This window comes from Hymenobacter metallilatus, assembly GCF_003944705.1.
GTDB classification, from domain to species: domain Bacteria; phylum Bacteroidota; class Bacteroidia; order Cytophagales; family Hymenobacteraceae; genus Hymenobacter; species Hymenobacter metallilatus.
This window is the reverse complement of record NZ_RWIS01000019.1, coordinates 1-20,934: the sequence shown is the minus strand read 5'-3', so window position 1 is coordinate 20,934 and position 20,934 is coordinate 1. Positions and strand designations below refer to the sequence as shown.

The 20,934-nt window shown below is 59.9% G+C and carries 16 protein-coding genes; 2 read left to right on the top strand and 14 right to left on the bottom strand.

What is annotated here, in order from left to right; translation table 11 throughout:
- Positions 1 to 78: 78 nt before the first annotated feature.
- Positions 79 to 2,328, bottom strand: coding sequence for a gliding motility-associated C-terminal domain-containing protein (locus EI290_RS20900; protein ID WP_125433594.1), 2,250 nt, complete (start codon positions 2,326 to 2,328; stop codon positions 79 to 81).
- 133 nt (positions 2,329 to 2,461) lie between these two features.
- Between EI290_RS20900 and EI290_RS20895 the strand changes: the two genes are divergently transcribed.
- The gene (locus EI290_RS20895; RefSeq protein WP_125433593.1) at positions 2,462 to 4,480 is read left to right on the top strand and encodes a M1 family aminopeptidase; all 2,019 of its coding nucleotides are present in this window, start codon (positions 2,462 to 2,464) and stop codon (positions 4,478 to 4,480) included.
- Between the two features lie 81 nt (positions 4,481 to 4,561).
- Here the strand turns inward: EI290_RS20895 and EI290_RS20890 are convergent, their stop codons facing one another.
- The 3 genes from EI290_RS20890 to EI290_RS20880 all read right to left on the bottom strand — a co-directional run bounded on the left by EI290_RS20890 (position 4,562) and on the right by EI290_RS20880 (position 7,082).
- Complete coding sequence (locus EI290_RS20890) at positions 4,562 to 5,188, bottom strand: hypothetical protein (RefSeq protein WP_125433592.1); 627 nt, start codon at positions 5,186 to 5,188, stop codon at positions 4,562 to 4,564.
- A 203-nt stretch (positions 5,189 to 5,391) separates the two neighbouring features.
- On the bottom strand, positions 5,392 to 5,832 hold the full coding sequence (locus EI290_RS20885; RefSeq protein WP_125433591.1) for a DUF2147 domain-containing protein: 441 nt from the start codon (positions 5,830 to 5,832) through the stop codon (positions 5,392 to 5,394).
- Positions 5,833 to 6,536: 704 nt separating this feature from the next.
- Positions 6,537 to 7,082 (bottom strand): C40 family peptidase, encoded by a 546-nt coding sequence (locus EI290_RS20880; RefSeq protein ID WP_185817102.1) that lies wholly within the window; start codon positions 7,080 to 7,082, stop codon positions 6,537 to 6,539.
- A gap of 192 nt (positions 7,083 to 7,274) precedes the next feature.
- Here EI290_RS20880 and EI290_RS20875 point away from each other — a divergent pair, with 192 nt between their 5' ends.
- A complete protein-coding gene (locus EI290_RS20875; protein WP_125433589.1) occupies positions 7,275 to 9,086 on the top strand; it encodes a M61 family metallopeptidase in 1,812 nt (603 codons plus the stop codon).
- A gap of 91 nt (positions 9,087 to 9,177) precedes the next feature.
- Here the strand turns inward: EI290_RS20875 and EI290_RS20870 are convergent, their stop codons facing one another.
- From EI290_RS20870 to EI290_RS20830, 10 genes are all read right to left on the bottom strand, one after another.
- Positions 9,178 to 10,746 carry a S8/S53 family peptidase gene (locus tag EI290_RS20870; protein WP_125433588.1) on the bottom strand — a complete coding sequence of 523 codons (1,569 nt, stop codon included), beginning with the start codon at positions 10,744 to 10,746 and terminating at the stop codon, positions 9,178 to 9,180.
- Positions 10,747 to 10,918: 172 nt separating this feature from the next.
- Positions 10,919 to 12,853, bottom strand: coding sequence for a KUP/HAK/KT family potassium transporter (locus EI290_RS20865; protein WP_125433587.1), 1,935 nt, complete (start codon positions 12,851 to 12,853; stop codon positions 10,919 to 10,921).
- Positions 12,854 to 12,996: 143 nt separating this feature from the next.
- Positions 12,997 to 13,656, bottom strand: a complete 660-nt coding sequence (locus tag EI290_RS20860) for a hypothetical protein (RefSeq protein WP_125433586.1) — start codon at positions 13,654 to 13,656, stop codon at positions 12,997 to 12,999.
- Between the two features lie 97 nt (positions 13,657 to 13,753).
- Positions 13,754 to 14,380 (bottom strand): FKBP-type peptidyl-prolyl cis-trans isomerase N-terminal domain-containing protein, encoded by a 627-nt coding sequence (locus EI290_RS20855; protein ID WP_125433585.1) that lies wholly within the window; start codon positions 14,378 to 14,380, stop codon positions 13,754 to 13,756.
- Between the two features lie 261 nt (positions 14,381 to 14,641).
- Positions 14,642 to 14,779, bottom strand: a complete 138-nt coding sequence (locus tag EI290_RS22540; RefSeq protein WP_155832933.1) for a hypothetical protein — start codon at positions 14,777 to 14,779, stop codon at positions 14,642 to 14,644.
- 128 nt (positions 14,780 to 14,907) lie between these two features.
- Positions 14,908 to 15,252 (bottom strand): carboxypeptidase-like regulatory domain-containing protein, encoded by a 345-nt coding sequence (locus EI290_RS20850; RefSeq protein ID WP_125433584.1) that lies wholly within the window; start codon positions 15,250 to 15,252, stop codon positions 14,908 to 14,910.
- Positions 15,253 to 15,383: 131 nt separating this feature from the next.
- Positions 15,384 to 16,517, bottom strand: coding sequence for a trypsin-like serine peptidase (locus tag EI290_RS20845; RefSeq protein WP_125433583.1), 1,134 nt, complete (start codon positions 16,515 to 16,517; stop codon positions 15,384 to 15,386).
- 725 nt (positions 16,518 to 17,242) lie between these two features.
- Positions 17,243 to 18,346 carry a bifunctional transcriptional activator/DNA repair enzyme AdaA gene (locus EI290_RS20840; RefSeq protein WP_125433582.1) on the bottom strand — a complete coding sequence of 368 codons (1,104 nt, stop codon included), beginning with the start codon at positions 18,344 to 18,346 and terminating at the stop codon, positions 17,243 to 17,245.
- Positions 18,347 to 18,529: 183 nt separating this feature from the next.
- Entirely contained in the window at positions 18,530 to 19,357 is an 828-nt protein-coding gene (locus tag EI290_RS20835) for a rhomboid family protein (RefSeq protein WP_185817101.1), read from the bottom strand.
- Positions 19,358 to 19,472: 115 nt separating this feature from the next.
- On the bottom strand, positions 19,473 to 20,564 hold the full coding sequence (locus EI290_RS20830) for an OmpA family protein (protein WP_125433580.1): 1,092 nt from the start codon (positions 20,562 to 20,564) through the stop codon (positions 19,473 to 19,475).
- Positions 20,565 to 20,934: the final 370 nt, after the last annotated feature.

Genomic DNA, 20,934 nt, shown 5'->3' with positions numbered 1-20,934 from the left:
TCATGCATTCCGGATATTTGCCAGCCTGTAGCCGCGCCGCGGCCAGCTTGTTCCCCGTTATCTGTTGCCCACTGGTACTTAATTCGCAATGGTCACGGTGCCTTTGTACTTCTTGCCATCCGTGAATTCAATCAGGTAGAAATAAACCCCGGCCGGCAGGCCGCCGCCATTCCAGCGGAACGCCCGGTTAGAGGTAGAGTAAACCCGGTTGCCCCAGCGCGAGAAAATCTGGATATCGGCGAAGCGGGAGTCGCAGAAGTCAAGCGGCAGGTTGGCCTGGGCGTTATCTAGCGTGAAAAAGTCGTTTTTACCATCTACCTGGTACGGGGTAATGATGTTGGGCGGCAGGAAGGGCTGCTCGGCCGGGGCCTCCACCTCAAACCGCACGGTACGGGTGCGGGGCTGGGGGCGGCAGGTGGTTTCCTGAAGCGTAAAGGTCACCTCCAGCCCGTTGCGGCGCACAGCCTCACAGTCGCCCACCCAACGGAACGTGGCGGAGGCAGCACCCGCGCCGTTGCGGGGCACGAACGTCATACCCACCGCCGAGAGGTCGAAGCCGTTGCCAGTGGCCGTCATAGACAGGGCGTCATTGTCGGAGTCTGTGCCGCGCATAGTAGCCTCAAACACGCCCCCCACCGGCCGCCGCACAATCGTCACGGAGTCGGCTGCAATGGGCGCCGCGAAGGAGGTGGTCAGTACCGGCGGCTTGTTGATATAGTCAATCTGCACGGGTATCAGTAAGGTGGTAGCCTGCCGGTCGTTGCAGGGCGATGCCGCCGCCGTAAACTCAAACTCATAGAGTGGCTTATCCACCGCCCGGCAGTCGACGCGCCAGCTAAAGCGGCCGTTCAGTTGGTTGTTGCCCGCCGAGCCCAGGGCCATGGTTGCGCCCAGGCTGGCAGGAGCGAAGCCTTTGCCTGTCATTTCCAGGGTTAGCGGGTCGTTATCAGGGTCAGTGGCCGTCAGGTCGAAGGTTATCAGGTCGCCCACTCTGGCCCGGATGGGCAGCACGGCCGTGGAGCGCAGTACCGGGGCCGTGTTGGGGTCTGGTACGGAGGTGAAGGCCACCCGCACAGTGTCGCGCTTGGGCAGGCTGCAGCCGTTGTCAGCCACAATTACATCCAGCAGAAACACCTTGCCTTTGGTGTTGAAGCAGTCGGGAAAGCACAGGCGGGAGGTAATGGTATCGGGCAGACCGGGGGCATGTACCGTGCCCTGTAGTACGCTCAGGGTGGGCAGGGTGGCGCTGAAGTTTACTGGGCTCAACGACAGGGTGAGGGCCGAGGTGGGGTCGGGGTCGGTGAAGCGCAGGGTTACGCAACGGTTGTTGCCCGGCGTCAGGCGCAGGGTGTCGCGCCCCGGCTGATAGGCGCGGGTAGTGCCGGGTAGCTGCATAAGCACCTTGGGCCGGGTGTTAGTGGGGCAGTTAATAACTTTAAGCTGGAAGTCGCGCCGGGCTTCTCCCAGCCGCACCCCCCTGCGGTACTCCGTGCAGCGGATACCGAACACGAACAGCCCCAGCTGCGTGGGCCGCACCTCCAGCCGGCCCGACTGGCGGCCGATACTCAGGGTGGGGGCGCCCGGAATCTGGTTGGTGGTGCTCAGGCCCGGCAGCCAGTTGATGGTCTGGTACGGAGCCGAGTCGGCAAAGCTGGGGTTGGGGAAGGTAGCCGTGGTATGGCCGTTCAGGGGCGTCACCAAATCATACACCAGGGAGTCGCCATCCACATCCTGCCCGCCAAAGTTGTAGTAAAACAGCTCACCCCGGCAGGCGTAGTCGCTCAGGGGTGGAAAGATGCGGGGCGTGGAGTTGCGCAGGGCCTGGCCGTTGCGCGTAACGGGCGGAAATTCCAGATAAAACGTTTGGGCCGCCCCGCCGGGGTTCACAATGTTGCTGATGCCGTTGTTGCGGCAGCACCGCTCCACGGCGGCGTAGTAGCCGGTTGCGTTGGCAAACTGCTGGGCCGTGAGCGTCAGGTTGCTGCTGTACACAATGCGGCGCGTCACCAGGTCGGGGGTGGAGCAGGCCGGGCTGGTATAGTTAACCAGGGTGTTGCTGAGCTGGGGTAAGGGAAGGTTGAGCATGCGGCGGTTGCTGCCTTTCTCGAAGATGCTGGCCACCATGGAGGGGTCCAGTGCCCCTGGCTGGCCATACACCGCATCAAAGTACAGGTTCAGGGTGAGCCGGTAGGTGTCGCCGCTTATGTGCTGCAGGTCCAGCTCGCCGCCGACAATGTGGGTGGCGCGGGCCTGGGGCAGCGCCCACAGGCCGAACAGGAGGGGCAGCAACACGCCCCGCAGTAGCCGGGTAAGGGTAGAGGAATACATTCGATACAAGGCAGGTAACGGAGAACTAGGGAAAGATACGACGAGTTAGGCCATTGCCGGTTTTCGAAGTCCCGCTTTCTGTGGTTTGTGCCGTACCTTACGCGGGTATTCGTTTCCACCCATTCCCTGCCCAATGCTTGTTCGATTTTACGCCTTCCTGGTAGGTGGCTTATTGCTGAGTACCTCCCTGGCCGCCCAGGTGCCCACCTACCAGCCCCGGCCGGCCGACCTGCACGGAGAGGCTGCCGCTGCCTGCGCCCGCACCCACACCGCCCCCAACCGCCCAGCCTACGCCACCCTGCGCCACCGCCAGAAAATGGCCCGCTACGACGTGAAGTATTATAAACTCGACCTGAACCTGACGAACAACTCCCGGGGCGTGAGCGGGGCGGTTACCATCCGGGCCCAAACGGGCAGCCAGCCGCTGGATTCTCTGGCCTTTGAGTTGTACTCCACGCATACCATCGACTCGGTGGTGGTGAACGGGCGGCGCAGCCTGGGGCTGGTGCGCAAGGGGCAGGGCGACGTGACGGTGGGTCTGAGCCAGCCGGTGGCGGCCAACACCCTGTTCAACGCCCTCATTTACTACCGGGGCACCGCCCCCAACGGCAACTCCGCGGCCATCGGCAACGCCCTCGATACCCGCCCCGACCCCACCTACGGCGTCAGTACTACCTGGAGCCTCTCCGAGCCCTACAATGCCTACGAGTGGTGGCCCTGCAAGCAGGTGCTCACCGATAAAGCCGACTCTTCGGACGTGTGGATTTCTACCGCCGCCACCAATAAAGTGGGCTCCAACGGCATCCTGCGCGCCACCACCCCGCTGCCCAACAACCGGGTCCGCTATGAGTGGAAGTCGCGCAACCCCATCGACTACTACCTGATTTCAGTAGCTGTAGGGCCCTACGTAGAGTATGTGACCTACGCCAACCCGGCGGGGGGGCCGCGCATCCCCATTGTTAACTACGTGTACAGCCAGGCGGCCCTGAACAATTACCGCACGGAAATAGACCGTACGCCGGGCTTTATTGAGAATTTTTCGGAATTGGTGGGGCTCTACCCGTTTGCCAACGAGAAATACGGCCACTGCACATCTCCCATTGGAGGGGGCATGGAGCACCAGACCATGACTACCCAGGACGGCTTTACCTTCACGCTTACGGCCCACGAGCTGTTTCACCAATGGTTTGGCAACAACGTAACCTGCGGCGCCTGGGAGGATATCTGGCTGAATGAGAGCTTTGCTTCCTACGGCGAGTACCTGTCCCTGAACCGCTTTAGCACACCCGCCGCGGCGCTCAGCTGGATGAACCAGGCCCACAGCACCGCCATGAGCCAGCCCGGCGGCAGCGTGTTCGTGCCCGATACCAGCAACGTTGGTCGTATTTTTAGCACCCGCCTCACCTACAAGAAAGGAGCGGCCGTGGTGCACATGCTGCGCTACCTGCTCAACGACGACGTGAAGTTTTTCCGGGCCCTGCGCACGTACCAGAGCACCTACGCCGGCCGCACCGCCCGCACCCGCGACCTGCAACGCATTTTCGAGGCCGAGGCCGGCCGCTCCCTCCAATACTTCTTCGACCAGTGGTTCCGGGGCGAGGGGTACCCGACGTTTGCCGTGCGCTGGAACCAGACCGGCGGGCAGGTGTACATTCAGAACACCGAAACCACCTCCATGCCCACCGTCACGCCCTTCTTTTACACTGAGGTCGACTACCGCCTTACCTTCACCGACGGCAGCACCCGCCTCATCCGACTGCCCCAGTACCAGCCTACGGTGTCGGCGGCCGTGGCCGAGTCCCGCACCATTAGCAGCATCACTGTCGACCCCGACCAGTGGCTGCTCAACGGAGCCGGTACCATCACCCGCGACAATGCTCTGATTACGTCGGCCCAGGTGCCTGCCGGCGGACGGACTATTACGGTGTATCCCAACCCTTGCCGCGACCAGCTGCGTCTGGCCGAGTTTGGGGGCCCGCAGGCCCAGGCCGTGGTAACCGACGTAACCGGCCGCGTAGTGCTACGCCAGGTAGTCACGGCGGCTTTGCCGGTGGTGCATACCGCTGCGCTGGCCCCGGGTATCTACCAAGTGCGCCTGTTGGGCCCGGCGGGGGTACTGGCGCAGGCTCGCTTTGTGCGTGCAGCCGAGTAGGCCCAGGCAAGCCCAGGCACAGAGAAGCCCCACTACCAGCTTTGGCAGTGGGGCTTCTCTGTGCTTAGCGCCGTCCGTATCCTACAGCTTCGCAAACTGCTTAATAAGCTTTTCAGTGTCGGGAGTAGGGGATGGTAGGTTGAAAATGGCATCCACCAGCTCATCGAAGGAGGCTGCCGGTGTAAAAATATCATCGGTGAAGGGGTTGCTTGCCAGCCGCAGGAAGCCGGGTTGCCCGTTAATGCTAACCAAGTCCACCGTTACGTTGCCGAAACGCTGATTGCAGCGGCCGGAGCTGGAGCAGTCGTTGGGTTGGGGCTTAAGGAAATATTTCTGGGTAGTTTCCTGGTAGCTCTCGTGCTGCACCGTGCGCTGGTCGGCGGCTCCCAGGTGGTAACCCAGCGCCAGCACCCGGTCGCGCACAAAATCAAACAAGTGCTGGAAGTTGCCGGGGCCAATACTGGGGTCATAGAGGAATACCGCCCCTCGTGGGTGCTCCTGCCGGGCCAGCTGCACCCGAAACCGGGAGCCCGGCAGCCCGGCCTTCTCGTAATGGTAAGCTTTGAAGTAGGGCGCCATCCAGTTTAGATATACCGCTTGAGCCAGCCACTGCTGCCGCACCCGCTCGTGGGCGGGCTTGCGCTGCAGGGGCTGCCAATCGGCTGACGGAGGAGGGGAGCCGGTAAAAAGCCGTTTAAACAGATTCAACAAAATGGCGGGATATTTCAAGTGTAACACCGGCCACTCCAAATGGTTTTAGGCGCGTTTTTGGCTACTGCGGGTTGCTTACTTCCTGTTGCCGCGGGCATCTGTCTTACCCCTCACGTATTCCTTATGCTGCCGGGACTGTTAGTCAGACACAAAAAAAGGCCTCCGGTACGGAGGCCTTTTGTCACTGCAGCGCCGGGGTATTACCGAACCCGGGTCCAGGTCTGCGACTTACCAATAAGGGAGAAGCCGATGTAGCCTTTCACCTCCATGGTGTTGGCATTCTCCATTTTCATGTAGCAGGAGTAGGTCTTGCCGCTTTCTGGGTCATAGATTTTGCCATCGTCCCACTTGTTGTCACTGTCGTACTCGAAGCCCTGCATAAACACCAGGCCTAGGCGCGGGCGGCTGCGCAGCTTGGGGTCGGGGTTCATGGAATCGGTTTTGGGCTTGCCGGTTTTAGGGTCGTTCGGAACCGTCAGCGTCACAATTTTACCGCACAGCTTGTTGCCGCACTTGTAAATTTCAAACGTGGCCTTTTTCTCCGAGTTCGTCCACACGCCCAGGGGCGAGAGAGACTGAGCGGAGGCAGCCCCAACCAGCCCCAGAAACAGGCTCAGACAGAGGAACAGAATTTTTTTCATGGTGGTGATGAAGTGAATGTGGGTATTTCGGGAAAAAGATAGAAGAAAAAGTCGGGAACTGTAATCATTTCCTATCCGGCTTTCTTCAAAGCAAGAAAGGCAACTTTGGGGCCAGGCTTTAACCCTTTCCGTATGCGTCAAGATGTGGCGAATTAAACCGATTGACCATCAGGTAGATGGCCATTTTGTGCGGTAGAAATGCTAAAAAAAGCCTTTTTTATTTTGAACCATCCCAAGGGCTTTTAACTTTACTAACCGTAGCGAGTGCTACAGCCCCCGCCAAGCAACCCTAAGGTGCTGGGAAGCGCGGCCCGGGTTATGTCGGATCTAAAGAAAGGAGGTACAAAATGTCTAGTAGTCCCAAACAAATCCTGCCAAGCCTGTCGAATGTAGTCCGCCTCACCGCCGGACGCGCGTAACAAGAGCTTTCGCGCGGAACTCGCTTTTTTTAGCATTCCCGCATTCTGGCAAGGTCTTACCTGATACGTAGATGGCGGGCCTGCACCCCAGGCCAGTCGCTTGGTAAGATTTGAAGGATTAGATGCCCGGTCGCCCAGCAGCCTCACAACGGAGGTTCTGCATAGGCAACCGGGCATCGTTGCGTTTATTTCAGATGGTGAAATGGTGAGTTTGACGTTTTATCCGCGCAAGTGGCGCAGGCAGAACGTCAAACTCACCATTTCACTAGTTCACCATCTCACCGCTTATAGCACCCTGCGCACCTGCATAAAACGCCGTTCATAGTCGGTGCCTTCTACCTGGCTGATTTTTACGCCGGACTCGCGGCGGGCTGAGGAAGAATGCACAAAGCGAAGCGGCTCGCCGGGGCGGCTGAGTACGATGCCAGCGTGGCCGGGAGTGGTGGAGGTAGCAGCAGTACCGGTAAACACCACAATATCACCGGGCCGTGCTTGGGCGCGCGGAACGGGCTGGCCAGTACTGATCAGCAGGGCCGTGGAGTGTGGCACCGGAATATGGTAGCGCCCAAATACATAGTTTACGAAGCCCGAACAGTCGAAACCGGTTTCGGGGGTGCTTCCGGCGTAGCAGTAGTTAGTGCCCAACTGCCGCAGGGCAAATGCCACCACGCTGTCGGCCCGGGGCGAAGTGGTTTTACTGAGTACGTAGGCCACCGGATGAACCGGCATTGCAGTGGCAGCAGGCGAGGGCTGCCGCTGCAGGCCTACCCAGGCAAACCGCCCGAGCAGCAGGGCTACTACTACCAAAAAAACCAGCCAGACGTAGCGCATACCGTGGAGTTGAAAAAGCAGACTACTGCGGTAACGGTCCACCCGCCGCTGGGGTTCCGGCCGGCGCGCGTGTAGCAGGGTAGGTAGGCCATTTGTCGGCAGTAGTTGCATCCTTCCGGCGTTTTCTCCGTTCTTTGGCCGCCCGGCTCGCCCGGGTTTCTTCTTACCCACCCGTTACCCCATTCTTTCCCGATGCACCTGACCTGTACCCGTCACCTGGCGGTAGCCGCCCTGGGAGCATTGCTGGGCTATGCCAGCCCGGCTGCCTCCGCTGCCCCTACGCTTCGCTATACCCTGGCCATGCCGGCCCCGCAAACTCACTACTTTGAGGTAGATATGCAGCTGGATGGCTTCAGCAAGGCCTACACTGATGTGAAAATGCCGGTGTGGGCTCCGGGCTCCTACCTGGTGCGCGAATTCGCCAAGAACGTGGAAGGCTTTGAGGCTACTGCCGGATCGGAAAAGCTGCGTACTGAAAAAGTATCGAAAAATACCTGGCGGGTGTATCACCCCAAAGCCAAGGCATTCCGCGTCCACTACCGCGTATATGCATTTGAACTGAGCGTGCGCACCAGCTTTGTGGATGCTGCCCACGGTTACGTAAATGGCACCAGCGTATTTATGTACCCGGCCGAGGGCAAAATGCTGCCCAGCACCCTGGAGGTGAAACCTGCCGCCGGCTGGAGCCAGGTGAGCACCAGCCTCCAGCCGGCGGGTGGCACGTTTACCTTCCGCTCCAGCAGCTACGATGAGCTGGCCGACTCGCCCATTGAAATCGGCAACCAGAAGCTGTATACCTTTACGGCCAATGGCACCCCCCACACGGTGGCCATGTTCGGCGACCCCAAAGTGGACGAGCAGCGCCTCACCCGCGACATGCAGCGCGTGTGCGAAGAGGCCCACAAAGTGGTAGGCCAGAACCCCCTGAACCGCTACGTATTCATTGTGCACAACATCGACCGGGGCACCGGAGGGCTGGAGCATCTGTTCTCCACCACGCTGTCGGTGTCGCGCAATGCGTATTCTTCGGAGGCGGGCTGGAAGGGGTTTCTCGGGCTGGTTGCTCACGAGTACTTTCACCTCTGGAACGTGAAGCGCATCCGGCCGGTGGCCCTTGGGCCCTTCGACTACGACCAGGAAAACTACACCCGTATGCTGTGGGTGAGCGAGGGTGGCACCGAGTACTTTTCCAACCTGATTGTGCAGCGGGCTGGCTTTCTGAGCCCTGATGAGTACCTGGGCGACCTGAGCAACGGTATTACGCGGGTGGAAAATACCCCGGGCAACAAGCAGCAGTCGGCCGCCGAATCGAGTTTCGATGCCTGGATCAAGTACTACCGTCCCAACGAGAACTCGGCCAACACCGGCATCAGCTATTACGACAAGGGCGAGGTGATTGGAGCGGTGCTGGATCTGATGATCATCCAGGAAACCAAGGGGCAGAAACACCTGGATGATGTAATGCGCTACCTCTACGACCAGTACTACACCAAGCTAGGCCGGGGCTTCACCGACCAGGAATACCAGGATGCCGTAGCCAAAGTTGCTGGCCGCCGCTTCGACGACTTTTTCCGCCGCTACGTGTACGGCACCGAAACCCTGCCCTACGAGCAGGCCCTGGGCTACGCCGGCCTGAAACTGACCATCACGCCGGCTCCTGCCACGGATGTAGCATTGGGAGCCAGCATTAGCCCCGCCGGTGGCCGCCAAACGGTGAGCAGCGTGCAGCGCGACGGTAGTGCCTGGCAGGGTGGCCTGAGCGTAGGCGACGAAATCCTGAGCCTTGACGGTGCCCGCCTCACCGACGACCCCAATAAGCTGCTGGCTGGCCGGGCCGTAGGCTCGGAAGTGAAGTTGCTGGTAGCCCGCGACGGGCAGATTCGGGAAATACGCTTCCCGCTGCTGGCGGCTACAACCCGCCGCTACCGTATTGAGCGCGTGGCCAATCCTACGGCTGAGCAGCAAACGGCCCTGGCTAAGTGGCTGCCGGTGAAGGGGAATTAAAAATCGAGCCGTACGCATTAAAGATGAGCCGCTGGATGAATCCTTTACAGGACCGTCCAGCGGCTCATTTTTAATGCGTACGGCTCGATTTTTAATTAACCAACCCGCCCACGGCCGAAGCCAGGTTCACGCGGCCCCAGCCAAAGTTGGGGTCCCGGCTGCTACGGTTGGAGCTGGCCGCCACCAGGCGGGCTTTAATCTGCTCGCGGGTTTCGGTGGGGTACTTTGCCCACACCACCGCCGCCATACCGGCCATGCTGGCCGTAGCCACCGAAGAGCCGCCAATTGTGCTGGGGGCGTCGCCGCTCATGGCCAGGCTTAAGGGGCGCAGATTGTTGCTGGTGCGCTGCATCACTACCGTAAACTCCACGTCGGCGCCCACGTGGCACTCGTCGCAGCGGGAAGTCAGGTTATCCTTTACTCCCGTCACGGCCACGGCTTCGGCCAACGAAGCAGGGTAGATAACCCCCACAAAGCCGGCTGACCAATCAAAGGAAGTGCCGGCCGCGCAGAAAATCAGCTTGCCTCTGGAGTAAGCTAACCGAATGGCGTCCGCCATCTGGGAGGAGGAGGTGAGGCGGCCCATGCTCATGCTGATAATGCGCACATCGGAGCGGCCCGCGGCCAGCAGGTAGGCATCCGTTACGCCCTGTACTTCCCGGCTGGCATCCAGAAATACATCTTCGGCGGCCCGTACTGTAATCAGGTTGGCATTGTAGGCCACACCTACTGAGGCGCCGTCGGTGCCGCGGGGGGCGGCGCAGGCCCCGGCCATGCCGGTGCCGTGGCCGCAGCCATCATTGGGCGTTTCGTAGTCGCCGTAGGGAATGCCAAAAATGCTGTTGCGGGGCAGGGTTACCAGCCGCTCCAGCGTGCGGCCGCTGCTAAGCCCCTGGTTGAAGGCGGAACCCAGGTTCTCTTGCGCACTGGATGCGCCGGTATCAATAATGAGCACTTTGCTGCCGCGCCCGGTGCTCTGGCTCCAGGCCGTCCGGATGCCGTGGTACACATCCGCCTGGTTCCAGGACGATTTGCTGCCGTTGCTGAGAACCGTGTAGTCGGAGCCGGCCACCAGACCGGCAGTGGCGGTGTTGCTGCCGCATCCACTGCTACTGAGGATGGAGGCTGCTTTGCTGGCCTCCTGATGGCGGGGCTCGTAGCCCATCGGCTCGGCGTAGCGCACCAGCCCCGACTCACGCAAGGCCTTAATGGTGGCTAGCTCGCGTACCGTTACGGTGAGTACGGGCAACGTATTCTGTTCAAATACCAGCAGCTTTTCGGGGGTAAGCTCCGGGTGCGCTTTTTGCTCTTCGGCCAAAATCAGGGCAAGTACCTGCTGGCGGGCCTGCTGCCACTCGGGGCTCAGGCGGGCATCGTCGGGCAGCGGAGCCGAAGCCCGTACCGAGGCTGGCCGGTAGCCCACCGACAGCACATGGTCGGACTGTTGCAGGGCACTCCAGACCGTGTGGGCTGAGGCCGCGTTCCAGTCAAACTGCCCCTTCTGGCGCAACGTACTGAAAATCTGCTCGTCCAGCTGCTGGGGGCTCAGAGCGGTAGTGGGGTCCGGCTGGGGAGCTGGCACCTGATCGGCAGCATCGTGCTGGCAGGCAGCCAATGCCAAGGCCAGCAACGCGGCGGGCGCGAGGGGTAGAATTCGCATAGAGTAGTGGGTTTTGGTTGGAAGAAGAACAGTGGATAAAGAAAGCTGAATATTAAATAAGTACAACGTGTAGAATTATGTTCGGCTTGCCGAGTATCCGGACGCAGGCCCCAGCAAAAAGGCCCTACTACGCGGGGTAGCAGGGCCTGGGAAATCAGGTTTGCGGTAGTAGCTACTGCACCCGTTTCAGTGCCACGTCGCGGACGGGCGTAATCACCAGCGGTACTTTCTCTACTTTCACCGAGCTGGTATCGAGGCCGAAGTATTTGTCTTCGGAAGCAATGAACTGCTTGATGTAGAAATAGGCCTGCATAACCAGCTTCTCCACCATCGGGAATTCGTTTTCTACTGACAGGAATTTTTCCAGCACCACAAAGCGGAAGTCGCCGGTTACGTGCTGCTTGCTCAGGCTTTCGTAACGGGAGGTAATGTCTACTTCCTTATTGCGGACAAGATCCTCCACCACCTTGCGGAAGTACAGATTGATGCGCTGCTCTACCCGGAAGCCCAGGCGGAACGTAATGCGGAACACGTCGTCCTTGGCCAGCTCCGTTACCTTGTATTCCATCGTGTAGGGCTCGTCGGTGGTGTCTACGTGCACGAACCAGTAAATGTCGGCCCGCTTAGGCCGCTTCTGAAAAATGGAGTAGATAATTTTCGACTCGATTTCCGACTGCCGCTCCGCCGACGACATGAACACCAGATGGGTAGCATACTTCGACACGGTTTCGTCGTTGCTAAGCTCCTTCATGGCTTCTATGTAGGGCTCAATCTTCACAAACTCGGTGAGGCGGCGCTTGATGTAGAAGGCCCGCAGCCACACGTACATCACGCCCATGAGGGTAATGCCAATAGCCAGGGAAACCCAGCCGCCGTGGGGGAATTTAATGAGGTTGGCAACGAGGAAGGATCCTTCGATGGCTCCGTACACCAGGCCAAACAGTAAGATGGCCGGAAGCGGCACCCGCTTGGAGCGCAACCACATAATCAGCAGCACGGTGGTCATGAGCATGGTGAGCGTAATGGCCAAGCCGTAAGCCGCTTCCATGTTTTCCGATTTCTGGAAGTACAGCACCACGGCAATGCAGCCCAGGAGCAGCAGGCGGTTCATGCTGGGTACGTAGAGCTGGCCTTTTACGTCGGTGGGGTAGTTGAGCTTCACCTTAGGCCACATGTTCAGGCGGATGGCTTCGGCTACCAGCGTGAACGAGCCCGTAATGAGTGCCTGGGAGGCAATAATGGCGGCAATGGTAGCAATACCGATACCAATGAGCAGGAACCACTCCGGCATCAGCTCATAAAAGGGGTTCCGCTTATTCAGCATCTCACCCTGGTGGGCCAGCAGCCAGCCGCCCTGACCCAGGTAATTGAGTACCAGGCAGGTTTTTACGAATACCCAACTAATGCGGATGTTGCCCTTGCCACAGTGGCCCAGGTCGGAATACAGGGCCTCGGCCCCGGTAGTACACAGGAATACCGCGCCCAGCAGCCAGAAGCCGCCGGGGTAATTTACCAGCAGGTCGTAGGCATACACGGGGTTGAGGGCCTTCAGAATTTCAGGGTGCTGCACCACGCCCAGCACGCCCAGCACCGCCAGCATAGAAAACCACACGAACATGATAGGTCCGAAAGCCTTGCCTACAATCTGGGTACCAAAGCTTTGCAGCAGAAACAGCCCGGCAATTATGCCGATTACGATGGGCACCGTAGGAATATCGGGGTACACGGCCTCCAGCCCCTCAATAGCCGAAGAAACGGAGATGGGCGGCGTAATTACACCATCGGCCAGCAGAGCCGAGCCCCCAATGATGGCAATGGCCGACAGCCAGGCCCCGCGCCGGCGCACCAGGGCGTACAGGGAGAAAATGCCCCCCTCCCCGTTGTTATCGGCATTGAGGGTCAGCATCACATATTTGATGGTTGTTTGAAGCGTGAGCGTCCAGAAAACGCAGGAAATTCCCCCGTACACGAGCATCGGGTTGATTTGCTCCGGAACAATGGCCTTCATTACGTACAGCGGCGAGGTGCCAATGTCGCCGTAGATGATGCCGAGGGCAATGAGCAAGCCAGCCGTGGATATGGCGGTGTGCTGGTGTTTGGCGTCCATGTGAGGAGTACTAGTGAGAGAATAGCCGGTTTTTAACAAGCGGGGCCAAAGGTAGCAGATGCGCTGAAATGCCAACGCTTGCCGCGCTTACGTAGCCCCGCCGGAAAGGTGCAGCCCCGCCTCAAAATCAGGCAGCCAGCCAGTCAGGACGATGACTGCTCGCGCGGGCGGGTTTGCCAGTCGTGCAGGGCCAGCCAGTAGGCGGCCGTAGCCGCTGCTTCATCGTGGCGCTGCCGGATACGCCGGTTGGCTTCCTGGGCCAGCTGCTGCCAGCTGCGGGCCCCACCCGAAAACGCAAAATGCCGGGGCTCCCGGCCCGGCCGGTACAGGCGCCAGCGGTTGGTGCCCCGCACTCCCCAGGCCAGCAGCGCCATACCCAGCCCTAGACCCAGGGCCGCTGGCACGGTGCTCAGCCAAAATTGCAGATAGCCCAGTAAAAACACGCAGAGCATACTTACCCCCAGCAACACGCCCAGCAGCCACCGCACGGGCCGCACATCTACCGCCTCCAGCTCCCGCCATCCGTACAGCTCGTTGTTCAGTTCCAGCCCCTCATTCGTAAGGGCCACCCGCCCATCCTCGCTGCGCTGGAGCAGAAACTGCTCGGGTTCAGGGGGGGGCTGAGGTAGTGGCTCGGCGGGGAGGGAGCCCGCCGCCACCCCAGCGGAGTGGTGGGGTTGCGGGCCGGAACCGGGGGATGGGCTGGAGGTGGAGTGGTCCATAGCGCGAAAAGCCCCGCTGCCGGTAGTGGTCTGTACCCAAACGGGTGGTACAAGGCGCACAGCAGGCAGCAGGGCTTTCATGAATAGAGTACGATGGATGGAGCCGTAAGCCCCTGGCTTAAATACCTGAAATGCACATCTGCTTTCCAGACTGCTGAGCCAGCAGGCTTTCGTCTGCCTAGCGGTTTACTTTCAGCAGCTCTACGTCGAAAATCAGGGCTGAGTCGGGGCCAATGTCCCGGCCGGCGCCGCGCTTCCCATAGGCCAGGTCGGAGGGGATGTAAAGGCGCCACTTTGAGCCTTCGGGCATCAGCTGCAGGGCCTCAGTCCAGCCGGCAATTACCTGGTTTACGCCAAAGGTGGCCGGCTGGCCCCGCTGGTAGGAGCTGTCGAACACGTTGCCGTTGATGAGCGTGCCATGGTAATGAGTAGTAACGGAGGAGGAGGGGCCTGGTTTGGGGCCGGTACCTTCCGTCAGAACTTCGTACTGCAGGCCGCTGGGCAGGGTGGTTACGCCGGGCTTGCCCGCGTTTTGCTGCAGAAAGGCTTCGCCTTCGGCTTTGTTGTTGCTCATATCGGTAGTGTCTTGGTTGGAGTCTTCGTGGGCTTCCATTTGCTGCTGGAGCTGCTGCATGGCGCTTTGCATCTGCTCGGGCGTGAGGCGGCTGGGCTCCCCGGTCAGGGCTTCCTTCATGCTCTGGGCAAACACATCCACGTCCAGATCCAGGCCCTGCTGGGCAAAGTTGCGGGCCATGTCGCGCCCGATAATGTAGCTGATTTGCTCTTTCAAGCCGTTCAGGTTCATAAATCACAGGTTGTACTGCTTGCCCGGCTGACGCAGATTTCTTTGGTGAAACCCGGTTCCGGATAGCAGTATATGAGAGAGGAAACGGCCCACCGCGGGCCGCTCGTGCTGTGAAGTACCGAAAACTGCCGCGAATGGATATAGTTTTTTTCGGGCTAGGTTGCTAATGCCCTGATTTTGAACCCCGGTTTGTACCGGCCTAAACGCACCACACCCCGCCCAGGGGGCGGGGTGTGGCCAAAAAACGACTTCAGGTATCGGCTAGCAGAAATGCAGCTCCTCCTCGTCGCGCAGATCAAAAAACAGGTTCAGGTCGCGGACCTGGGCGGCCAGGAAGCTGAGTGACCCTAACCCTCCCAGAACCAGCAGCGAAGAAACGGCGGCAGTGCTCTTTTTCATGAAACTATGTGTATGGTGATGCAAGTCAGTTTGTTGCCTGCAAAGATACTACGCAGTTATCAGGAAATTGTTATGCAAGCATCATTTATTTGTTGCGTCTGCCGCGTCAGATTTCGTTGCGGGCCTGCCTACTCGTCCCGCTGGTAGCCTTCATCCTCAAAAGAATTTTCTTCGTGGATGAGGTAACTCTCCTCGGCGGAAGTGGGAGGCGGGGGAGGAGGCGCGGAACCCAGCCAAATTTCAACGTAAGGCGGCTCGTTGGCTTTTACCTGCACCGGAATTTCGTCGCTTTCCAGCCGGCCATACGCTTTAAGCACATAGCGGCCGGGGCGCAGGTTATCGAACCCAAAACGACCCTCGGCGTCCGTAACGGCCACAATATCGGGGTGGGGTGGCCCGGACACAATAATCATGTTCACGTCCTCGAGGGGCGCATTGGTTGTATCCCGAACAATACCGGTTATATATCCCATGGTGCTTGCTTGGTTAAGGGTACTGCAACGCAACAACAGCCCGAGTAGCCCCGGCAGAAAGCCGGTAAGGGTGAGCAACTGGCCGGAGCAGCGCAGGCTGCTCCGGCCAGATGGGGTTGCGGCACCCGGGACTAGGCACCACCTTCCATTCTCCACTTCTTCAGGTTATCGAACACGGGCTTGGTTATGCGGGTGGCCGAGTTGCCCGAAGAGGCGCCGTTGGTATGAATACCTACCACAATGCGGCTGCCGGCCGCATCCTTAAACCACACGGGCGAACCGCTCTGGCCTCCCGCCGTGTCGATGTCGTAGGTGATGGTGCGGGCGGTTACACTCTTGGCTTTGCGGCCATTGAACCACATTGTACCGGCGGGCTTGTCGCCGGGGTAGCCGGCCGTGTTCAGGCGCTTGTTAAGCAGAAACTGATCCGGGAACTGCCCAAACCCAAACGCCCCAATACTGGGCGACACGCTGGCGTTGCGGGGCAGCTGAATCACGCCGTAGTCGTAATTGCGGGCTTTGTTGTTTACCCAGCCCTGCACCGAGCGGAAGGCCGTAGCCGTGAAGCGCTGGAATGGCTCATTGGCGGCATTGCGGCCGGGCGTAACTACAATTTGCCGGGGCCAGCCGCCGTGTCCGTGGATGTACACGCAGTGCCCGGCCGTAAGAATGGTGCGCGGCCCGATAAAGAAGCCCGTGCCCAGGTAGTTCTTGCCGTCGGCCGCCTGAATTTTGAGGTGGCAGATGCGTTTCCAGGGCACCACGGAGGTGTTGGTAATCTGTACCCGGTCATCTACCCCAATTACTACCTCCAGGGCCTCAATCTGCTGAGCCAGGGCCTCCACGTCGGTTTCATCGAAGCCTCCGGCTTCGTCCTGGCCGGCCTCATCATCGGTGGCTTCGCTGAACTCCAGTTGCTTCAGAATGGCCGGGTTGACGCCCGCCTGCCGGAGCATCTGCAGAATAGCGGGACTGAGCTTTTTAGCTTTGGGTTTCACGACGCTTTGCACCAGCTTGGTGCCTTGTTTTACGGCAGCTCCGGCCAGGGTAGGCAGTACGGCTTTGGCCAGGGGTAATACTAGGGCCGCCAGAGCCCCAAAAAACTCTTGACTGCCCTCCGAGGCTTCCAAATCGGCCATGGAAGCCTCTACTACCGGTTCCGCCTCGGCGCTGGACTCAGTGGGGTCGGTTTCCTGCCAGCCCTCCACACTTTCGTAGAACGATTCCGTATCAGTGGTCTGGGCCTCGGCTGCTTCGTCGGACATACCGCCCTCATTGCCGGCGGTATTCAGGCGGGAAACCGGGCTGCTGATGGAACGGTGGCCGTTGGCAAGGGTGGTATCGGGGGCCGTGGCTTCAGTGCCGTAGCCTTCGGCCTCGCTGCCATCCGTGGCCCAACCACTTCGTTAATGACTTCCTCCAACGTAGTTGCCTCATCGGATGCCTGGTTTTCGGCGGGGTAGCCCATGGGGCCGGAACCGGAAGGCGGCAGGTCGTAGTCGTACTGCCCGTTACGCGGGGTTACTCTGAACTTTGTTTCCATAGTGGTAGTAGGTTAGGTGTTGGAAATGGATGCACCTAAGATACCACGATGGTGTATAGAACTCAATAACATAAATATGTGAAGGTCAATATTTTATACAGGATATATCGTGGTTTGAATAACCTTTTCAAGTAGCCCGGCCGGTACAGGATGCTTCAGAACAAGGCCTTGTTGGGGTGGCAGGGCCTCCGGTGCCCGAAATGATAAAATTCAGGCTCAACAGTAGTAGCAGGCGTTGTTCGCCACGTTGTGGGGTAGGCTGAGCTGCAGGCTCAGGAGCCGGAGTTGGTACAGCAGTTAACTCCGGCCTGCTACGCTGCCTCCCGGCAGTACATGGCCGAGGAAAGCCTGGTTTTTTCCTGACAAGCACACAAGCAAGAAGCTGAACGTCAGGGAGCTTGTCCCGTTAAATAGTTTGGTGAAGTGAGGGTAGTGCGCCGGTTTCCTTTACGCGGGAACCTGCTCAGGTAGCTGTAATGGCTGTTGAGCCGCGCATAAGCCGGCAGACTGCTCCAGCTCCAGCAGGGCCTTTTTGCGCCAGAGGCCGCCGGCATAGCCGGTCAGGTGCCCATCAGCCCCCAGCACCCGGTGGCAGGGAATCAGAATAGCCAGGCGGTTCTGGCCATTGGCAGCGGCTACGGCTCGTACGGCGCTGGGACGGCCTAAAGCAGTGGCCTGCTGCCCGTAGGAGCGGGTATTGCCGTACGGTATGCGGAGTAGCTCCTGCCACACCTGCTGCTGGAAGGCGGTGCCGGGAGCGTGCAGCGGCACCGTAAACTCCTGGCGCGCTCCGGCAAAGTATTCGGTTAACTGCGTATTCAGGACGCCAAAATGCACATTGTGGCTCTGTACTACCGTGGCGTTAAGACGACGGACAAGTTCTTTGAGCTCCGTTTCCAGCCCCCGGCGGTCCGTGAATTCCAACAAGCATATGCCCTGTTCCGAGGCGCAGGCAAGCATAGTGCCCAAGGGTGTTTCGAGGCGGGTAAGATTCAGGAGCTGCTGCTGGCGGCTTAGGGACGGCGCCACCCCAAAAACGGTCTTGAACGAATCCTGAAAGCCACTCAGCGACTCATAGCCGCTTTCAAAGGCCGTGGCCGTTACCGACTCTCCGCTCCGGATCAGCCGGAAGGCCGTGTTGATGCGGTTCAGGCGCTGGTAGGCCTGGAACGTAATGCCGTGCTGCCGCAAGAACCACCGCCGCACAGTGGCTGGCTCCAGGCCCTTCTGGCGCAAGTGCTGGTCGGTTATTTTACTGGCAGGCTGCCGGGCCAGTTCCTCCAGCAGCTCCTGCACGAACGGGGGAGTGTTGGTTCGGGTGGTAAGCGGGGTACACACTTTGCAGGCGCGGTAGCCATGGAGCAGGGCTTCGCGGGTGGAGCCGAAAAATTCCACGTTTTCGGGCTTGGGCTTGCGCGCCGGGCAGGTTGGCCGGCAAAAAATACCGGTAGTTTTCACGGCGGCTATAAACCGGCCTTCATAAGAGGCATCTTTGGCAACTAAGGCCTGGTAGCATTCAGCGGCGGAGGGCAGAAACACGAAGGGTAACATACGATAAGGCTGGGTGAGGGCTTCAGAAGATAAGCAAAGCAACCCTCTGCCCACCCGGCCCGCAACCGAAAAATGAACAGGCAATTTCCGGCTATGCAACCGGGGCCGGGGGCTTGAGTAGAATACCCCGACCCCCAGCCCCCAACTACTGGCAACCTACTGCCAGCTGTCCGGCCGGGCTTTTCAGCGGGACCAGTCCTTCAGATCTTTCTTTTCTCTGGCGCTCAAACCGTCTACGCCCTTATGGCTGATTTTTTCGAGTAGCTCATCCAGATAGGCTTCTTCCCGGCGTTTTTTATCGAGGTACCGGTCGTCCTGCGTCTGATAGTGGTGGGAGGACGCAACCAGCCGCCCCACGGGCCGGCCGGCTGCCCGGCGTAGCAGCAGAAGCAGAAAACCTACCGCCGGCACCAGAATAGCCAGAATGGTGAGGTAGTTGGTTTGGATTAGCTCGGGGCGAATCAGCAACATGGTCACCAGGCCTACCAACGCGCCTCCTAGGTGAGCATCGTGGCCGATGGCGTCGCGGCGGGCCGTAATGCCGTAGGCCGACAGGAGCACGAACAGAATGCCATACAACCAACCCGGCAGGTAAATACCCAGCAGCCCCACTTCTATATCCGGAAAAAGCGCAATGGAGGCAAAAATTAGTCCACTCACGGCCCCGGATGCGCCCACGGCGCTGTAGCGGGCCTCGTGGCGGTGCAGCCACAGGGAGAATAAGTTGCCGCCCAGGAGGCTGGAAAAGTAGAGCGTCAGAAAATTCTGCATGCCCGCCAGATGCTCCAGGGCTCCGCCAAAACACCAGAGGGTAAGCATGTTGAAGCCCAAGTGCCACCAGCTCACGTGCAGAAAGCCCGAGGAAAGTAGCCGCTGGTACTGCTGCCGGTAGCGGATGGGGCCCACCTCAAAGGCGTAGCGGGCCATATAACCGGGCTCATGCAGCCCTTTGTACGTCACGTAACACGTCAGCAGCACCAAGCCCAGGCCCACAATGCCTAAATCGTTCATACGGATACTAAAATGAGGATAAATGAAAAAACCGTCACTAGGCTGTGTGGACAGCGGCAAGTTAGGGCGAGCCGACGCACACTTCCTAGGGGGCATACACAGCCGCCAAAGGCTGTTATTCCGGTACCTCGCTCACCTCCACCCGGCGGTTGCGGGCATCCGGTGAAGGGAACAGCGGGCGGGCGTCGCCGTAGCCCACGGTGCGGATGCGGCGGGCGGGCACCCCGGCCTTCACCAGGTAGGCTTTCACGGCCTCGGCCCGCTGTTCGCTCAGCACCTGGTTTTTCTGAGGCTCGCCGATTTTGTCGGTGTGGCCGGCTACCAGCAGCTGCAGGGTAGGGCGAGCCAGCAGCTCGGCGGCCAGCCTGTTGAGAGCCGGTAGGCCATCGGCCAGCAGCTCGGGAGTGCCTAGCCTGAACAGCACGGTAGGCAGTACTACGGGCGCAGCAGGCAGGGCCGGGGCGGGCGCAGGCACGAGGGCTTCCGGCTGCGGGTTCAGCCGGGCCGGAGGCCGGGCCGCCAGGGGCTCCACAGGACCCGGCCGGGAAGGAGAGGCGGTTTCGCTTACCAGTACGGTAACGGGTGTTACGGCACTTTCGGCGGTAGAGTAGTAGCCCTGGGTGAGGTAGAAAGTGGTGGTTTTGGTGAGGCGGGTGCGGTAGGAATTGCCAGTAGCAACGGGCTGCTTAAGCTCAGCATCGGCGTACCACAGCACGTTGCGGCCCGATACCCGGATGGTGGTTTCGGCCCCGGCCGTTACGGTGGCAGCCGATTTCAGCTTCACCCGGTACAGAATAAACGTGCCTTGGTCACAGTCGCCCACGGGGCGGTAAGTGGCCCGGCCGGTCAGCTTTTCCTGGGCCGCATCATAAGTAAAGGCAATAGACCCGTCGCACCAGTAGCTGAACAAGGAGCGGCCGCTTTCCTGCAGCTTCCGCCCATGGTCCAGGCGCAATCCGGTGGCGGTGCGGGCTGCCTGCACCTGAAATGTAACGGAAACCCGGGCCTGCCCCCCAACTTCCTGGTAGAGTACACCAAAGTAGTCGTTACGCTTGCTGGGCTGGATCCGAAGTACCGTCGGCCAGAACCCGTCCCGCTGACCGGTTTCCGTTTCCACACCCTGCCAGACGCCCGCCAACGACTGGGCATGGCCCGGTCCGGCAGGCAGGAGCAAGGCCATGATGCAGTACCAGATTCTCGTATTCATGCTCCTAAAATAAAGCGAAGTCTGTAGTTGCAACGGAATGCCCGGGCTACAACGACGACCCAATGCGGATAAGCAGGACTTGCGGAAAGCAGCTGGCCCCAGCCATCGGGTGCCCAGCAGAGCTGCCCGGCTCACCCCGGAGCTGAGCCCCAGCCCGGCCGGCCACAAGCCGCGCCACTAAGCGTCCATACTTCTTTCCGGCCCCAAAGCTATCCGGCGGGGCGGGTGGCTCGCGGCGCTCCGCATAAGAGCGTGTTTGGGAATTAGGTAGGGGCTAAAAAGAAACGAGTCAGTAAGTTGCGCGGGGAGTTCCTAGGCTTCCACGGGCATTATGGTTGATGGCTACCAACCCCTTACTGACTCGCAGTGG

Excerpts from the sequence above, each read along its gene's own strand:
- EI290_RS20900 (WP_125433594.1), bottom strand. The coding sequence starts at position 2,328 with ATGTATTCCTCTACCCTTACCCGGCTACTGCGGGGCGTGTTGCTGCCC.
- EI290_RS20895 (WP_125433593.1), top strand. The coding sequence starts at position 2,462 with ATGCTTGTTCGATTTTACGCCTTCCTGGTAGGTGGCTTATTGCTGAGT.
- EI290_RS20885 (WP_125433591.1), bottom strand. The coding sequence starts at position 5,832 with ATGAAAAAAATTCTGTTCCTCTGTCTGAGCCTGTTTCTGGGGCTGGTT.
- EI290_RS20880 (WP_185817102.1), bottom strand. The coding sequence starts at position 7,082 with ATGCGCTACGTCTGGCTGGTTTTTTTGGTAGTAGTAGCCCTGCTGCTC.
- EI290_RS20875 (WP_125433589.1), top strand. The coding sequence starts at position 7,275 with ATGCACCTGACCTGTACCCGTCACCTGGCGGTAGCCGCCCTGGGAGCA.
- EI290_RS20870 (WP_125433588.1), bottom strand. The coding sequence starts at position 10,746 with ATGCGAATTCTACCCCTCGCGCCCGCCGCGTTGCTGGCCTTGGCATTG.
- EI290_RS20865 (WP_125433587.1), bottom strand. The coding sequence starts at position 12,853 with ATGGACGCCAAACACCAGCACACCGCCATATCCACGGCTGGCTTGCTC.
- EI290_RS20860 (WP_125433586.1), bottom strand. The coding sequence starts at position 13,656 with ATGAAAGCCCTGCTGCCTGCTGTGCGCCTTGTACCACCCGTTTGGGTA.
- EI290_RS20855 (WP_125433585.1), bottom strand. The coding sequence starts at position 14,380 with ATGAACCTGAACGGCTTGAAAGAGCAAATCAGCTACATTATCGGGCGC.
- EI290_RS22540 (WP_155832933.1), bottom strand. The coding sequence starts at position 14,779 with ATGAAAAAGAGCACTGCCGCCGTTTCTTCGCTGCTGGTTCTGGGAGGG.
- EI290_RS20850 (WP_125433584.1), bottom strand. The coding sequence starts at position 15,252 with ATGGGATATATAACCGGTATTGTTCGGGATACAACCAATGCGCCCCTC.
- EI290_RS20845 (WP_125433583.1), bottom strand. The coding sequence starts at position 16,517 with ATGTCCGACGAAGCAGCCGAGGCCCAGACCACTGATACGGAATCGTTC.
- EI290_RS20840 (WP_125433582.1), bottom strand. The coding sequence starts at position 18,346 with ATGTTACCCTTCGTGTTTCTGCCCTCCGCCGCTGAATGCTACCAGGCC.
- EI290_RS20835 (WP_185817101.1), bottom strand. The coding sequence starts at position 19,357 with ATGAACGATTTAGGCATTGTGGGCCTGGGCTTGGTGCTGCTGACGTGT.
- EI290_RS20830 (WP_125433580.1), bottom strand. The coding sequence starts at position 20,564 with ATGAATACGAGAATCTGGTACTGCATCATGGCCTTGCTCCTGCCTGCC.